General features: G+C 59.6%; 13 protein-coding genes and 3 pseudogenes. 13 read left to right on the forward strand and 3 right to left on the reverse strand.

The features are described from left to right. Nucleotides 1-135: 135 nt before the first annotated feature. From IPI56_06040 to IPI56_06090, 11 genes and pseudogenes are all read left to right on the forward strand, one after another. Nucleotides 136-2,856, forward strand: a pseudogene (locus IPI56_06040) (cation-translocating P-type ATPase). 440 nt (nucleotides 2,857-3,296) lie between these two features. Next, a complete protein-coding gene (locus IPI56_06045) occupies nucleotides 3,297-3,791 on the forward strand; it encodes a MarC family protein (GenBank protein MBK7545291.1) in 495 nt (164 codons plus the stop codon). 18 nt (nucleotides 3,792-3,809) lie between these two features. Then, a complete protein-coding gene (locus IPI56_06050) occupies nucleotides 3,810-4,181 on the forward strand; it encodes a hypothetical protein (GenBank protein MBK7545292.1) in 372 nt (123 codons plus the stop codon). A gap of 677 nt (nucleotides 4,182-4,858) precedes the next feature. Then, nucleotides 4,859-5,577, forward strand: a pseudogene (locus IPI56_06055) (prolipoprotein diacylglyceryl transferase). Continuing rightward, a pseudogene (locus IPI56_06060) lies at nucleotides 5,570-6,965 on the forward strand (radical SAM protein). The pseudogenes IPI56_06055 and IPI56_06060 overlap by 8 nt, the downstream one beginning before the upstream one ends. Then, a complete protein-coding gene (locus IPI56_06065; GenBank protein MBK7545293.1) occupies nucleotides 6,962-7,579 on the forward strand; it encodes a hypothetical protein in 618 nt (205 codons plus the stop codon). Before IPI56_06060 ends, IPI56_06065 begins: the two are co-directional and overlap by 4 nt. A 549-nt stretch (nucleotides 7,580-8,128) precedes the next feature. Further along, nucleotides 8,129-8,773 (forward strand): NAD(P)/FAD-dependent oxidoreductase, encoded by a 645-nt coding sequence (locus tag IPI56_06070; GenBank protein ID MBK7545294.1) that lies wholly within the window; start codon nucleotides 8,129-8,131, stop codon nucleotides 8,771-8,773. 153 nt (nucleotides 8,774-8,926) lie between these two features. Further along, entirely contained in the window at nucleotides 8,927-9,370 is a 444-nt protein-coding gene (locus tag IPI56_06075; GenBank protein MBK7545295.1) for an NAD(P)/FAD-dependent oxidoreductase, read from the forward strand. Further along, on the forward strand, nucleotides 9,367-10,959 hold the full coding sequence (locus IPI56_06080; GenBank protein ID MBK7545296.1) for a hypothetical protein: 1,593 nt from the start codon (nucleotides 9,367-9,369) through the stop codon (nucleotides 10,957-10,959). The genes IPI56_06075 and IPI56_06080 overlap by 4 nt, the downstream gene beginning before the upstream one ends. Then, entirely contained in the window at nucleotides 10,956-11,372 is a 417-nt protein-coding gene (locus tag IPI56_06085) for a rhodanese-like domain-containing protein (protein MBK7545297.1), read from the forward strand. Before IPI56_06080 ends, IPI56_06085 begins: the two co-directional genes overlap by 4 nt. Before the next feature lie 78 nt (nucleotides 11,373-11,450). After that, on the forward strand, nucleotides 11,451-12,248 hold the full coding sequence (locus IPI56_06090) for a hypothetical protein (protein ID MBK7545298.1): 798 nt from the start codon (nucleotides 11,451-11,453) through the stop codon (nucleotides 12,246-12,248). Nucleotides 12,249-12,381: 133 nt separating this feature from the next. On the opposite strand, the gene IPI56_06095 is transcribed toward IPI56_06090, so the two are convergent. From IPI56_06095 to IPI56_06105, 3 genes are all read right to left on the reverse strand, one after another. Then, complete coding sequence (locus tag IPI56_06095; GenBank protein ID MBK7545299.1) at nucleotides 12,382-12,780, reverse strand: DUF2721 domain-containing protein; 399 nt, start codon at nucleotides 12,778-12,780, stop codon at nucleotides 12,382-12,384. 91 nt (nucleotides 12,781-12,871) lie between these two features. Beyond that, a complete protein-coding gene (locus tag IPI56_06100) occupies nucleotides 12,872-13,537 on the reverse strand; it encodes a hypothetical protein (protein MBK7545300.1) in 666 nt (221 codons plus the stop codon). 93 nt (nucleotides 13,538-13,630) lie between these two features. Beyond that, a complete protein-coding gene (locus IPI56_06105; protein ID MBK7545301.1) occupies nucleotides 13,631-14,158 on the reverse strand; it encodes a hypothetical protein in 528 nt (175 codons plus the stop codon). 279 nt (nucleotides 14,159-14,437) lie between these two features. On the opposite strand from IPI56_06105, the gene IPI56_06110 reads away from it, so the two are divergent. Together IPI56_06110 and IPI56_06115 are read left to right on the forward strand one after the other, a co-directional pair. Then, entirely contained in the window at nucleotides 14,438-15,523 is a 1,086-nt protein-coding gene (locus tag IPI56_06110) for a Fic family protein (GenBank protein MBK7545302.1), read from the forward strand. 77 nt (nucleotides 15,524-15,600) lie between these two features. Continuing rightward, nucleotides 15,601-16,284 (forward strand): SOS response-associated peptidase, encoded by a 684-nt coding sequence (locus tag IPI56_06115; GenBank protein MBK7545303.1) that lies wholly within the window; start codon nucleotides 15,601-15,603, stop codon nucleotides 16,282-16,284. Nucleotides 16,285-16,316: the final 32 nt, after the last annotated feature.

Genomic DNA, 16,316 nt, shown 5'->3' on the forward strand with positions numbered 1-16,316 from the left:
ACCGATAGGATAGGTCTTAACTAAAATATCTATTTTACAGGAAGTCCCTAAGAAGGCAACATAGGCAGAGAACGGCGCCCTCCGCGGCGCCGGAGCGGCGGGGCGCCCCGCCCAAAACCGATTTGGAGGATTCCCATGAAAACTCACCCCCCGCCCGCCGGGACGGCGGCGACACATTCTCTTTGGCACGCCGAAGACGCGGCGGAAGTGGCGCGCCGGTGGGGCACCGACACGTCCGCCGGCCTGACGTACGCCGAAGCGTCGAAACGCCTGGCGGAACACGGGCCCAACGTTTTGAAGGAAAAGAAAAAAAAGTCCGTCTTCATGATGTTCTTGGATCAATTCAAGGATTTCATGATCATCGTGTTGATGGTCTCGGCGGTTGTCGCGGGCGTCATCGGCGATTTGACCGACACGATCGCCATCGCCGTGATCGTGGTGTTGAACGCGGTGATCGGGTTTGTCCAGGAATACCGCGCGGAGAAGGCCATGGCCGCTCTCAAAAAGATGGCGGCGCCTTCCTCCACGGGCCTCAGGGACGGCAAAGCGGCGACCCTCCCGGCGGGGGATCTCGTGCCGGGGGACGTCGTCTTCCTGGAAGCGGGCAACCTGGTCCCGGCCGACATGCGCCTGTTCAACTCCGCCCACCTGAAAGTCGACGAGTCCGCCTTGACGGGAGAATCCGTGCCCGTTGAAAAATTGACCGCCCCGATCCAAGACACGGGCGCTCCCTTGGGGGACAGGAAGAACATGGCCTACAAGGGAACGTTCGCCACGTACGGACGCGGCGCGGGGATCGTCGTTTCCACCGGCATGGGGACGGAACTGGGTCGGATCGCGACGATGTTGCAAGAAGGCGAAGAGGAAAAGACGCCCCTCCAAAAGCGACTCGCCCTTTTCAGTACGAAACTCGCCTTGATCGTTTTGGCCATTTGCGCCATCGTTTTCGCCGTGGGAATCCTCCGGGGGAGTCCCCCTTGCGTATGCTTCTGACGTCCATTTCCCTGGCCGTCGCGGCGATCCCGGAGGCGCTGCCCGCGGTCGTGACGATCTCGCTGGCGTTCGGCGCCCGCAAAATGGTCCGCCAAAACGCCCTCATCCGCAAACTCCCGGCGATGGAGACCCTGGGGTCCGTCACGTACATCTGTTCCGACAAGACGGGCACGCTCACGCTCAATAAAATGACAGTGGAAGAGTTTTACGTCGACGGCTCCAACGTTCCGACCGCTTCCCTGACGGCCCAACCCGTCCCGACCGCCGCGCTTTTCCATCAACCCCAAGCCTTGCTGATGACCGCGCTGGCGTTGAACAACGACGTGCGCGAGGACTCTTCCGGCCGGAGCCTGGGAGACCCTACCGAAACCGCGCCTTACGACGCGGCCAAAAACGCCGGGTTCAATAAAACCGATCTCGAAAAGAATTCCCCGCGTGGCCGAAATTCCCTTTGACTCCAACCGGAAATGCATGACCACGCTTCACCGGGTGGCTCACGGGAACGGCGGCGTGGAATACGTCGCGTTCACGAAAGGGGCCCCGGATATCCTCTTGAGTAAAACCCAAAACGCCCTGGGGGCTCAGGGCCCGGTTGCCGTGGACGCCGCCGCGATTCACCGGGCCAACGACGCGATGGCCGCGCGGGGGCTTCGGGTCTTGGCCGTCGCTTGGCGTCGGTGGGCGGAGAAACCGGAGGACCTCTCCCCCCAGGCGTTGGAAACCGACTTAACGTTTATCGGGCTGATCGGCATGATGGACCCGCCGCGGGAGGAGGCGAAAGAGGCCATCCGCCTTTGCCGAAGCGCGGGGATTGCCCCGGTGATGATCACCGGCGACCACCCCATCACCGCGCGGGCCATCGCCCGGCGGCTCGGCATGATCGGGGACGATCACGGCGCCATCGTGACCGGCCGCGAACTGGCGAAACTGAGCGTTCAGGACTTCGAGGACCGGGTGGAGCACATCCGCGTTTACGCGCGGGTGGCCCCGGAACAGAAGCTGGATATCATCAAAGCGCTGCAGGACAAGGGGCATTTCGTCGCCATGACCGGCGACGGCGTGAACGACGCCCCCGCCCTTCGGCGGGCCGACATCGGCGTGGCGATGGGCATCACCGGCTCGGATGTGTCCAAAGAAGCCGGTCACATGATCCTCCTGGACGATAACTTCGCGACCATCGTGAAATCCGTCAAAGAGGGTCGCCGAATATTCGACAACATCCGCAAGTTCATCAAATACGCGATGGCCGGCAATTCGGGGGAAATTTGGGCCATCTTCCTCGCCCCCTTCCTGGGTCTGCCGATTCCGCTTTTGCCCATCCACATTCTGTGGATCAATCTGGTGACCGACGGCCTGCCCGGTCTCGCGTTGTCGGCGGAGCCGGCCGAAAAGGGCGTCATGAACCGGCCCCCCCGCCACCCCAAGGAGAGCATTTTCGCCCAAGGGCTTGGCGCGCACACCCTTTGGGTCGGGTTGCTCATGGGGTTCGCGACCATCTTCACCCAGGCCTGGTCCCTCCACACGGGGAACGCCCACTGGCAAACCATGGCCTTCACCGTCCTTTGCTTGAGTCAGATGGGGCACGTGCTGGCCATCCGATCCGACAGCGAGTCCGTTTTTTCCCAGGGGCTCCTGTCGAACAAGCCGCTCGTCGGCGCCTTCCTCCTGACGTTGGGTCTTCAAATGGCGACGATCTACGTTCCTTTCCTTCATCCGATCTTCAAAACGGAAACCTTGACGGCCGGCGAACTGGCGTTCACCCTGGCGCTGTCTTCGGTCGTCTTCATCGCGGTGGAGATCGAAAAGCTCGTCAAAAGGGTGGCGGCCAAAAAAGGCGTCCCCCGTTGCGGGACGCCCGGGTAGGCCGCCGAACCGACAGGTCCGGGCGCGTTGGTTTTCGTTTCTCCAAGTGGCAAAACGCGCTGTGACCGAATTCTTTGATCGATTTAGGCGGGAATTTACGTCCCGCCTTTTCAGAAACCCATAGGGCGTGATTCCCGCCCGAAGCCGACCCGACCCTCTTCACCCGAATTCCCCGGTTGCGACGCGAGATTCGACGGAAAATCCGGCCCTTTTTCCTTCACATAAAAGTTGGTCCGTGGTCCCTGCTGCGACCTGCGCTTTTTTGTTCGTAAAAAAGGGCGGTCTTTTCCATCTCGGTCCTCGCGATCAACTGGGGAATCCGGATTAAAGACATTTTGATACCATACACCCATGGGGACCTTTTGGGGTGTTTTCATTCCGCTGTTCGTGGCGATCGACGTGTTCGGCGCGGTGCTCATTTACTTGAGCATGATGGGGGCATGGAAAAGTCCCGCCGGGCGAAGGTCACCTTCCGGGCCCTGCTCACGGCCATGGGCATTTCCGCCTTGTTCTTATTGGCCGGGCATTCGATTTTCCGTCTCTTGGGCATCACGGCCGATGATTTCCGCATCGGGGGCGGGCTGGTGCTGCTCGTGTTGGCCATCGCCGACCTGCTTTTTTCCCAGAAGACCCAGCGGGACCGCAGCGAAACCGCCGGGGTGGTGCCCCTGGGAACGCCGCTCATCATCGGCCCCGCGGCCTTGACGACGATCTTGATGCTCTCGGACCATTTCGGCACGCTTTGGACGATGCTTTCGTTGGGGGTGAACCTTCTGATCGTTTGGCTCGCCTTCACCTACGCCACGCCGCTAACGCGGTGGGCGAGCCCGGGGGGACTCAAAGCGCTATCCAAAGTGGTCCACATTTTCCTGGCGGCCATCGGCGTGATGATGATCCGCCTTGGGATTATGGGCCTGGCCGGAATTCCGCGATAATCCCAACGAACCCTCCCCATGATGCCCCTCCTCCTTCAAAGGTTACCGTTCCTGCTCCTCTATTCGGTCGGGGTTGCCCTGACTCTTCGAAGGAAAAACATGAGCCGGGAACTGGCTCTTTGGGGAGCCGTTTGTTACGGCGTATTGATTGCTTTATCCATCGTCGGCCTGGTCGAAGTGGCCGCGGTGATTTCGGCTTCTAAACACGGTCTTGGGACGGGTGATTGGCGTTCGTATTTAAAGGTCTGGGGTTATTTTCGGATGGCCGTTTTTTATCTAACTTTCGCCGCCTTGGCCGTCGGCGCCCTCCGCGGCCGTGAAAATACCGGCGACCTGGCCCGATGGCCGCGCCGCCTGGTGGGGGTGTGTCGGTGGCCGTGCTCCTTGTGAATACTGTTTTCGCTCATCGCTTGGTGGGCCTGACCCCGTGGGTCCCTCTGATATACGTATTGAGTTTAGGGTCCACGATCACCCTCATGGTTGCTTTTTTTGGTTGGCGTCCGAACGCGGGGGCATCGGCTCCCGTCGGCTTACCCGCTCTTAGCACGCCGGCTGTCCCCCAACCTTCGGGGGAGGCGGCCGCGAAGGGAATGTTTGAGGAACGCGATTATTTCCCGTTCGTTCTTGGGGTCTCGGTCTTGGGCGGGCTCGTTTGTATTCCCGTGTTCTGGGGGCTGTTCTCCGGGATGGGATATGCCCAGGCGATCTTTCCGTCGCTGGTGTCCTGCGGTATTTTTATTTACGCCCACGACAAACGCGGGAATTTCTCCGTGGTTAAGTTGCTTGTGGGGTATGTCATCGTGTTTATGAGCCTGATGCGCGTGATGGCCAAGGTGGGCCCGGGCGGGGGAAAGCCTTTTTTTGTCGCCGGGGGTTCCTGGGTTTCGTGGTCATGTTCGCCTGCGGCTGGGCGGGGATCGCGGTGGGTCGGCTCCTTCGCCGCAACCCGGCGGACAAACCATAACTTTCCACCCATCGTTTTTGCCGCCAGAGACAACGTCGTCTTTTTCGATTCCATGTGTCCATCGTGCGGACAGGTGGAAATTGTAGAATCCCCCTATATGGTTATTGATACACCCGTTTATGTTCCCCTGGGATTTGCCCATGTCCATCCCCATGTCTTTTTTGATTTTCTCGCCTACACACTCGGGGCAAGACTCTACTTTTGGATGCGCCCAAAAACCGACATGACGAAAAGCCAAAGCTGGGCCATCGCGGGAGGGGCCTTGGCGGGGGCCGCTTTGGGAGCGGTGCTTTTGGCCGTGCTGATGGATCCTTTTCATTGGAAATTGGGAAAAACCATTGTTGGCGGTTTGTTGGGTGGCGTGGCGGGCGTGGAACTGACTAAAAAAGCCGTCCGCTATCGGCGATCAACGGGCGACACGTTTGTTTTTCCGCTTTTAGCGGGCATGGTGGTGGGTCGCTTGGGGTGTTTTTTATCGGGGTTGGCGGACAACACGACCGGGATTGCCACGGGGTTGCCCTGGGGTGTTGACCTCGGCGACGGTGTTCCCCGCCATCCCACGGCGATTTATGAAATCGCTTTTCTTATCGCCATAGGCGGGTTCCTCTTTCGAAGTAAACGAATCCCCCGGGAGCCGGGCGATCTGTTCAAGATATTCATGATTGCGTATCTGGTGTTCCGTCTTTTTATCGACTTTTGAAACCCTACCCGCGACCGTTTTTGGGGTTGGGAGCTCTGCAATTGGCCGCGCTGGCCGGACTCTATTATTACGCGGGAGACGTTCGGCGTTTGGCGGGGAAGACAAGGGCGTCCCATGCCTAACCGGCCCTATCTCTTTTTGGAACTCACCAACAGCGTTTGCTCCATTTGCCTTAAGAAGGTCGAAGCGAAGGTTCTTTTGGAAAACGACAACGTCTTCCTGCAAAAACGGTGCGGGGACCACGGGATGGAGCGCGTGTTGATTTCCACCGACCCCGAATATTACGCAAAAACCCGACGGTACATCAAACAGGCCGAAATGCCCCACCGCTGGAACACGCCCATTCGCTACGGGTGCCCCTACGATTGCGGTCTCTGCCCGGACCACGAACAGCACAGCTGTTTAACAATCCTGGAGATCACCGACCAATGCAACCTCACGTGCCCCACCTGTTACGCCGCGTCCTCACCGGACCGGGGACCGCACCGATCTCTTGAACAGATTTGTCGTATGCTCGACGCGGTGGTCGCCAATGAAAAAGAGCCGGACATCGTGCAAATCAGCGGGGGGGAACCAACGCTGCACCCGCAATTTTTTGACATTTTGGACGCCGCCAAAAAGCGCCCGATCCGGCATCTCATGGTGAACACCAACGGCGTCCGAATTGCCAACGACCCGGATTTCGCAAAAAAACTTAAGACCTATGCCCCCGGATTTGAAATATACCTGCAGTTCGACAGCCGAAAAGCCGACGCCCTGGTGAGTCTGCGCGGGAAAGAATTAAGGGACGTTCGCGAGAAGGCGTTGGCGCAACTCAACAAACACAACATCTCCACCACCTTGGTCGTCACCCTAAAAAAGGAGTCAACGACAATGAAATAGGGGACCTTTTGCGCTACGCGCTGGAGCAACCCTGCGTTCGGGGCGTGACTTTTCAACCCATTCAAGAAGCCGGACGTTTAGAGGATACAACCACGAGCACAATCGATTGACGCTTTCCGAAGTTCGCCAGCGAATCATTGATCAATCGTCCCTTTTCACGGCGGAGGATGTTATCCCCGTTCCGTGCCACCCGGAGTCGCTGGCGATGGCGTACGCCCTGAAAACGGCCAAAGGTCCCATCCCGCTGACCCGCTGGGTCGACCCCAACGATCTGCTGGAGGGGACATCGAACACCATCGTGTTTGAAAAAGACGCGGCCCTCCAGAGGAAATTTTTCTCCCTGTTTTCAACAGCGCATTCGCCCGCCTCCGCGGCCGAATCGCTCAAAACGTTGCTTTGCTGTCTGCCCCAGGTGGACGTCCCCGGGGAAATCACTTACGACAACGTTTTTCGCGTCATCGTGATGCAATTCATGGACGCCCACAGTCTCGACGTGCGGTCCGTGAAAAAATCCTGTGTGCACATCGTCCACCCGGACGGGCGCATCATCCCCTTTGACACGTATAATATATTCTACCGGGACGACAACGAGATGAAACTAAAAAAACTTCAAGAGGCACGCGCATGAATTGGATCCTATCGGCACTGGGCCTGAAGCCCGTATCGGAACCGCTTGTCTGGCTCCAGCGGCGAGAAACCTGGGCCGGAGATCTGAAGGCGAATCTCATCCGAGTGAGCGCCCTTTTTGTTTTTGGCGTGAACGAGATGTTCATCTTTTATTTCCTAAAGGGCGTGTCGGCTTCTTTTCATCGATCCAGCCTGTTGCTGGTCGCGATCTGGTTCGGGGCCGCCGTCGCGCATCAAATGGCTTTAAAAAACCACTGGTTGCCCAGGAGCGGCTCGGTGCTGATGGTGGCCTGTGATGTGTTCCTCCTCACCCGATTGATTCTCGCGGGCGGGGGGCTCGGGAGCTCTCTTGTGGGCGTCTACTTCTTAATCGTGGCTCTATCGGCGCTTCGCTTAAACCCAAAATTTGTGTTGGTGTCCACCGGCTTGTGCGTGTGGGGGTACCTTGCTGTTTTGGGATCCTCCCCGCGACCCATTGGGGATATCGCCCCACTGAGCGTGCGGGCCACCATCACGGTACTGTGTCTGCTTTTCCAAGGGGCGATCCTCTCTCACGGAATCGGTCGTGTGATGGATTTGATGAAAAAATCCCAAACGGGATCTTCCAATGTCTGATCAAAGCGCCTGCGCGCGTTGCGGCGAACCTCGCCACGAGTCCAGCCTCTATTGCTGGGTGTGTTATCAATCCTTCGAAACCGAAAAGTCCCCGTCGCGCTCCCAAACCATAACCATTTCAAATCTCGACCACACGCGTTCGGCGAAAGACATCTCCTTCTATTTTTGGGCATCCATTCCCATCGGGGGCGCTTTTTATCGCCCTTTGGATGACTGCCGTTTTTTCACGTTACTTGTTATCGATCCACCAATTTGTGTTTTGGATGTTGGGATACCTCGCCATTGTTACTCCTATTACTGTCATTGGAAACCTCTTTATTTTTTACAAATCGCCCACGCCGGCCGATACCCTGAAAAAGCCCCGGGGTTTGTGGTTAGGCGTTTTTAAGGGGTTGTTGATCGCGATTGCGGTTCCTGTTCTGTTATACCTTCTCTTTTTTCTCGCATGCGGCGCTGTTATGGCGGTAATTTTCATTTCTTGAAGTACAACCACAGGCTATTCCTCCAACTTCGTTTCCATCCAATCCCTGCGGCAATTAAATTCCGCCAATGAACAACCATAAAAAAATGAACGTGGTCGTGGTGGGCGGGGGCGGGGCGGGGATCATGGCCGCTTTGATCGCCGCCGAATCCGGCGCCGCCGTCACCCTCCTGGAGCGCATGGAGAAACCCGGCAAGAAAATCCTGGTCTGCGGCAACGGCCGTTGCAACATCACCAACATGAGCCAGGACCCCGCCCGCTTCCACGGCGCGCCGGCCGCTTTCACCGACGCGATCCTTCGGGCGTTCACCGTTCAACAAACCCTCGCGTTTTTTGATTCCATCGGGCTCCCCTGCGTCGAAGAAGAAATGGGTCGGGTCTATCCCACCAGCGGCCAGGCCGCCACCGTGCTGGCGGCGCTCCGGTACGAAATGGACCGCCGCAACGTGCGCGTGATGTGCGGGGCGGACGCCGTGCGCCTCGTGAAAAAGGGCGCGGGCTTCGCCGTGGAGACCAAAGACGGCCCGACTTACGAGGCCGACCGCGTGATCATGGCCGCGGGGGGGAAAGCCGGGCCCCAGTACGGGTCCATCGGCACGGGCCTGGAGATGGTGCGCGCGCTGGGGCACACCATCAACCCCCGTCTATCCCGTGCTGGTGATGATCAATTTGGATTCGCCCTATTTGAAAGAAATGGACGGCGTGCGGTTTGAAGGGTCGGCGTCGGTGATCTGCCAGGGCAAGGTGATGCGGGAAGAAAGCGGAGAAATTCAAATCACCGATTACGGCATTTCGGGCATTCCCGCCCTGGACCTGAGCCGCGCGGCGGGGAATGCGTCTATTTCAAACGCGAGGCCAAGTTGGAAATGCGCCTTTTGCCTCGGCGGACGGCCCCACAGATTGGGGAGGACGTGCGCCACCGCCTGGCCAGCCGACCCGACGAAACCCTGGAACGGGCCCTGACGGGCATCGTCCACATGAAGCTGATCCCGCCGCTCATCAAGGCGGCGGGGTTCAAAAACCAGCACATTCCCTGTCGCCAGGCCCCCGAACCCCAAGCCCGGGCCCTGGCAGCGCTCCTGCACAAATGGGCGTTTCCCATCACCGGAACCCAGGACTGGACCCGCGCCCACGTCACGGCGGGCGGGGTCGACGCCTCGGAAATCAACCCCGCGACGATGGAATCAAAACGCGTGCCCGGCCTCTATTTGATCGGCGAGATCGTGGACGTGGACGGCGACTGCGGCGGCTACAACCTGCAATGGGCTTGGTCCTCGGGCGCCCTGGCGGGCCGCGCTTCAGCCAAGTGATCCGCGTCCAGCAAATCCGTCTGTCCGTCAACCACAGCGAGGCCGACCTGCGCCGCGCCGTGGCGACCGCCCTGGGCCTTCCGGGGAAGGACATCCTCTCCGTGCGGATTCACCGCCAGGGCGTCGACGCGCGGCACCCCCGCCGTCTCACGTTCGTCTATTCGGTCGACGTCGAAGTGCGCGACGAAGAGGCCGCCCTCGCCAAACCCCGCCCCAACGTGGCCCGGGCGGCGGACGTGCCCTACACCGTCGTCGCGGAAAAGCGTTCCTGGCCCCAGCGGCCGGTGATCGTGGGCACGGGCCCGGCGGGGCTTTTCGCCGGGTGGCTCCTGGCGCGGGCCGGGGCGCGGCCCTTGTTTTTGGAGCGGGGCCAGCCCATCGAGAAACGCGAACAGGACGTGAAAACACTCGAAACCACGGGGCGTCTCAACCCGGAATCCAACATCCAGTTCGGCGAGGGCGGCGCGGGCACCTTTTCCGACGGGAAGCTCAACACCTCCATCAGCGATCCCCGTTGCCGGTGGGTCCTTGAACAATTGGTGGAGTTCGGAGCGCCGGAAGAAATTTTGATCAAAGCCAAACCCCACGTGGGCACGGACCGCGTGCGCGAAACCGTCAAAAAAATGCGGCGCGCGCTCCTGGACCACGGCGCGGAATTCCGCTTCGGCACGAAAGTCACGGGGCTGGTGGTGAAAGACGGCCGCCTAACGGGCCTGGAGGTCAACGGCGGGGAAACCCTGGACGCTTCGTCGGCGGTCCTGGCCGTGGGGAACGCGGCGCGGGACACCTTTGAAATGCTGCACCGCGCGGGGGTGCGCCTGGAGGCGAAACCCTTTTCCATCGGCGCGCGCATCGAACACACCCGGGCGATGATGGACCGCTGCCTCTACGGCCCCCACGCGGGCAACCCGCGCCTCGGCGCGGCCGATTACAAAATGGCCCACCACGGGCGGGACGGTTACAGCGCCTACACGTTTTGCATGTGCCCCGGCGGCGCCGTGGTGCCCGGCGCGTCGGAAGAGGGCGGCGTGGTGACCAACGGCATGAGCGAATTCGCCCGGGACATGACCAACAGCAACAGCGCGCTCATGGTCGGGGTGGCGGCCAAGGATTTCGGCTTCGAGGGGCCCCTGGCGGGGATGCTCTTTCAACGCAAGTGGGAAGAACGGGCCTACGCCGTGGCGGGCGGCGGCTACCGCGCCCCCGTGCAGAGGGTGGAGGACTTTTTGGCCAGGCGCCCCTCCAAGAAATGGGGCCAAGTGGTCCCGTCGTACCTCCCGGGGGCGACACCGGCCAACCTGTGGGACACCCTGCCAGAATTCATCTGCGAAGGGATCCGCGAGGGCCTGGCGGAGTTCCAACGGCGGATCCGCGATTTCGCCCACCCGGACGCGCTGTTGACGGGGGTGGAGACGCGCAGTTCCTCGCCGGTGCGCATTCCCCGGGACGAAACCTTTCAAACCAACGTTCGCGGCCTTTACCCCGCCGGGGAGGGCGCCGGGCACGCCGGCGGGATCATGTCCTCGGCCGTGGACGGCCTGCGGGCCGCGGAAGCTTTAGTGGTTACTGTCGGATCGGAGGCCCAATGAAAAAAACATGCCTTGCTGTTTTGCTGGCCACGCTGCTGACGGGCTGCGCCAAAGCCCAGGAGCCGTTTCAAGACGTGGGCCCGGCGGAGGCGGCGGCCCTGTTGAAAGACCCGGCCGTGTTCCTTTTGGACGTGCGCACCCCGCCGGAGAACGCGACCGCGCGCATCGCCGGCGACACCCTGGCCCCCGTGCAGACGCTGGAACAACAGCTGAACCTGTTGCCCAAGGACAAAACCCGGCCGGTGTTGATCTATTGCCGCTCGGGCAACCGCTCGGCGGCCGCCGCGCGGATCTTGGCCAAACACGGTCGCACGAACCTCCACAACCTGGCGGGGGGGATGATCGGGTGGCAAAAGGCCGGCCTGCCCATCGAAAGCGGCCCGCGGGAAACGGCCTCGCCTGTGGTAAAATAAGGGCCACGAAAGCTTTTGCGAAAGGCCCGGCCGCCGGAGCGGCGGGGCCTTTTGAATGTGAACCCTGGGGGATATTCCATGAACAGAGCGATCCGTGTGGCGGCCGTCGTGGCCGTATTGCCCGCGATGGCGTTTGGTTTGAACGTGGGCGTCAAGAAAGACCACGTGGGCAAGGTGAAAAACCTGGCCCTCATCAGCGTGTACAGCAACGCCGAGATCATTAAATCGGACTCCCGCGCCGGCGGCGCGGTGGCCGCGCTGGGCTTTTTGAAAAAGAAAAAAGACGAGAAGAACAACCCCGACGCCGGGCATTTCGGCGGCAAGGATTTGGTGCAGCACGCCTTGGAGAGCTTCGCCAAGGAACTGGGCCAGGTGAAGGGGTGGACCGTGAAGGACCCCGCGACCGTGGTCGGCTCGGCGGAATATCAGGCCTTCGTGGAGGAATACAAAAAAGAAGTCGGGCCCAAGGGGCTGGAAATGACGGGGAAGTTCCGCTCGACACCCGAGGGCATGGTGGCCTACCTGTTCTTGAACAACAAGGACAAAAAGAAACTGGCCCAACTGTCCGACCTGTGCGGCAAGCTGGGGGTGGACTCGGTGGCGATCGTGAACTTGGAGCTGTCGCAACGCTCGACCTTCGCGACGGCGGGCGCGGCGGGGAACGTGATCCCCGTGGCTTCGACGACGCTCACCATCGTCACCCAGGACGGCAACGTGGCCGTGGCGGCCATGGGGCCGAAGCTCGACTCGCCGACCCCGGTGAGCATGACGCTGGATAACATCACCGACAGCCCGGCGGCGCGGCAGTCTTACAAGCAGGCCATCGGCAAATCGGCCGAGGACTTCCGCGACACGCTCAACAAAGAACTGCCGTAAGCGAAACCGTTTTCCGGGGCCCGGCCGCGCCAACGCGGCCGGGCCTTTTTTATTCGTCTCGCGAACCGCCGCCCGGGTTTTCCGTCGACTCCCTCGACGCAACGGGGGAATTCGGGTTAAAAGCTTTTTTTCGCTACTTGCTTCTATTTTCCTTCTCGATGTCTTCCAACAGCATGTCCAGAGTCCCGACCGAGATAAACACTTCGATGAGGGAAATCACCAGAGAGCCAATCATTAAAATCAGGGCCAGGGCAAAGACAAACTGACCGGCGACCTGGAGGCCCTTGAAAAGAAAGAACATGCAGAGCGTGCAGAAAAGAAGGCTGGCGATGCCAAGGAACTGCATGGCGCGAACCAGTTGAATCCGGCGGCGCAAATGGTTGATCTGCGCCAAATGAATGGGCTTCGGATCGGCGCGATAATCGGCGTGCAAACGCCGTATAACGGCCGCCAGGCCCAGGAATTTGTTGGTGTAGGCCAGCATCAACAGCGAAACGGCCGGGAACAACAAGGCCGGAACGTTGAGCGTCATCGCCACGCGGTCCTCCTTGAGGCCGCTGGGTTCATGAAGAAACCCGATGGGCAACCACAGGGAATGGATCGGGATTGTTCGCGCGGGGAATTCACGCCATCGGCCCGGGGAATCGCGGGTTGTCGATGCGGGCGAGGCTCTGTTCTTTGTGCAACCGTTCGTCCAGGCCGATTTGGCGGAACAGGTCGGCCAGGTTCGCGAAGTTCCCATAATCGGCGGTGAAATCGCTGACGAAGGGCTCGGTTTCCAGGGACGGATTTTCACGGACGAATTCCATGTATTCGTGCTCCGCGTGGTCTTCGAAATCGGCGTTGAGCGCGTAGCTCCAGGAAGGCCGGAGCACATACAAAAGCCAACTGATGTGGTAGTAGGCGAAGGCCATGAACTGGGGAAGGACGCGCGCGAATAAATACGACTCCCGGATCCCCTTTCGCTGGACCAATTCCTCCAACAACAGGAGATGCCACTGTTCGTTGTCCTGTTGATGGCGGCTTTCTTGAACAAAATCGAAAATCCGCCGGGCGAAGTGGGGTTGGGAGTGGGTGTGGGTCATGGCGATGTAGGCCACATGCTCCCAGGCTTGATAGGGCACCCGCGCGATGATCTCCAGCACTTTGAATTTGCTGAGCGTCCGGCGACGGCCGTAGAGCAGATCCATGGAGAGGAAAAGCAGGCGCGACAATAGCCCGTAGGGCCGCCGGGGGGAGGAAAGAGTCTTTAGTTGTTCGGTGGCGAGCGAGGAATTTTGCGTGGGCACATCGTTATTTTACCAAAACCGTCGATGGAGCGCCCCCGCGCGGAAACAGCGCCCCAAAACCTAGAGAGAGGGAAGACGGGGAAGAAAACCGCCTCAATCGCAGGGCATGCCGGCTTGAATCCATGCCTCCACCTGGGCTTTCCACTCCGCCGGACCGCCTTTGACGGTGTCCTCTTGTTTCTTTTTCTCGGGCAACATCCCGCTCTTCGGGGTCGCGCCCTCCACGCCCCAGAGGACCCGCGGGTCCTCCAGGAGGTGCTTTCTCATTTCTTTGGCGAGCAAGGCCTGGCTTTTAAATTCCGCGTTCATCGCTTTTTTTGTCGATTCGCACGTGTCTTTCGCGTTCATCCCGGAGGTGTAAAGGTTCGGCCGCGCGAACCAGTCTTCGGGATGCTCGAACCCGGTCACGGCCTGGTTATGGCACATCCTGCACGACTCGACCTTTCGACCTTTGTGCGTTGAAAAGGCGATGCCTTTCAATCTCTCCTCGTGGTAATCGTGGCAAGCGGTGCACCCCTTGACTTGGAATTTGGCGTGGAGGTGGGTCGCGAACCGCGCGTCGTCCGCGATGGCGATCGCGGATGTCGTGGTTAAGATGAGCAAAAGAAAGAGGGACCTCATATCTTCCTCCAATTTAACAAACGCGTGCCGGAGATGTTTAAGCCGTTGTCCGATCGTCCGCATTATCGCGTTTTTACGGGGTCTTTGAAACGGGGGGCACGACTGAGAGCCCAAGCCCACGGGCGACCAGGCCGTGCGGCGGCAATGGCACCTGTTTGTCGCGTTGGATTGCAAGTTGAAATCGCTTAGCAATCGCCAATAACTTGCCCCCTTCCTATACAATTCATGTATGATCTGTATATAAAATTACGTTTTCTATACATATAACATACCAAACACATGAATAAACCGCATAAATTAGATTTATTGCCACCATCGATTGATATAGAAAACACCACTATTTTGAAGAAATTGGCCAAGGCCCACCGCTTTTTGGCTGAGTTAAAAGGAATTTCCGCCACAATTCCAAACCAGGCCATTCTCATCAACACGCTGGCCCTGCAGGAAGCCAAGGACAGCTCGGCCATTGAAAACATCGTCACCACCCACGATGAACTTTTCCAACAGGAACTCTTCGCCGAGGCGACCACGAACGCCGCGGCCAAGGAGGTGAGCCGTTATTCCGGCGCCCTGAAAAAGGGGTATCAGCAGGTGATCAAGACGGGATTGCTGACCACCAACCACATCAAGGAAATCCACACCGAACTCGGGGGCGGGAAACCCGGCTTACGGACATTGCCCGGCACGGCGCTCAAAAACAAAGACACCGGCGCCACGGTTTACGTGCCCCCGCAGGAGGGGGAAGAAATCCTTCGCCTGATGGGCAACCTGGAAAAGTACATCAACGACGAATCCTTCTCCGAAGTGGACCCGCTCATCAAAATGGCGGTGGTGCATTACCAGTTCGAGAGCATCCACCCCTTTTACGACGGCAACGGCCGCACGGGACGGATCATCAACATCCTCTACCTGGTTCAAAAGGGGCTGTTGAACATCCCCGTTTTGTACTTAAGCCGGTACATCATCGAAAGGAAAAACGACTACTACCGGCTGCTCCAAGCGGTGCGCGACGGGAACGCCTGGGCGGAGTGGGTGCTGTTCATGCTCGACGGGGTGGAGAGGACCTCCCGGCAAACCATCCGGATTGTTCAGTCCATCGGCGAGGCCATGCTGGATTACAAACACCGAATTCGGGAAAAAATGAAATTCTACAGCCAGGACCTGCTGAACAACCTGTTCAGCCACCCCTACACGAAAATTCAATTCCTGCAAAAAGGGCTGGGCGTCAGCCGCCTGACGGCGACAAAATACCTCGACCTGTTGGCCCAAGAGGGCTTTTTGGTGAAGCACAAATTGGGCCGGTCAAATTTTTACGTGAACACAAAACTGTTCGACATTTTGACCCAGGTCCCCGATGCGGATTAAAACCGGTTTGCCCGATCACGCCCCCACGGGCGACCAGGCCGTGCGGCGCCCCGGGCGCCCCGGCACAGGAGTTTGACATGTGCGCGCAATACATCGTCGATAAGTCGGGGAAGGAACTGGCGCGGCGCTTCGGCGCCCTTTACAAATTGTTGGGGGAGGCCGCGGGCCGCGTGGTCCCCCGGAGCCGCGCCCCGGTGATGGTGTCCGAGGGGGGACAGCGGGCGCTTGTGGCCATGCAGTTCGGCCTGGTGCCGGCCTGGAGCAAGGAACCGCGCGTGAAGTTCGCCACGCACAACGCGCGCCTCCTGTCGGTGGACGAAAAGACCAAGAAGGAAATCCCCATCCACCAAAAGCCCACCTGGCGGGAGCCCTTCGCCCGGCGGCATTGCCTGGTGCCCATGAGCAAATTCATCGAGCCCCTTTACACGGGCCCCAAGGCGGGGAACATGGTGGCCTTTTACCCCCGCGGGGGCGACGTGATGGCCGCCGCCGGCATTTGGGACGAGTGGGTGCAGAAGGAAACGGGGGAAATGCTGACGACCTTCAGCGTGCTGACGGACGAGCCCGTGCCCTACATCGCCCGAATGGGCCACGACCGCACGCCGGTGTTTTTGCCCGAAACCGCCTACGACGAGTGGCTAAACGCCGGCGCCAAAAAACCGGCGGAGTGGATTCCCTTTTTACACCAAAACCACCAACACATCGACTGGACCGAGGACATCGACCGCCCGCTGGCGAAGGGGTGGGAGAAAAAACGATGAACTTTGATTTTAGTCTCGCGTAGGTGACCTTG

The sequence above is a fragment of the Elusimicrobiota bacterium genome (genome assembly GCA_016706425.1).
Lineage (GTDB): Bacteria > Elusimicrobiota > Elusimicrobia > FEN-1173 > FEN-1173 > JADJJR01.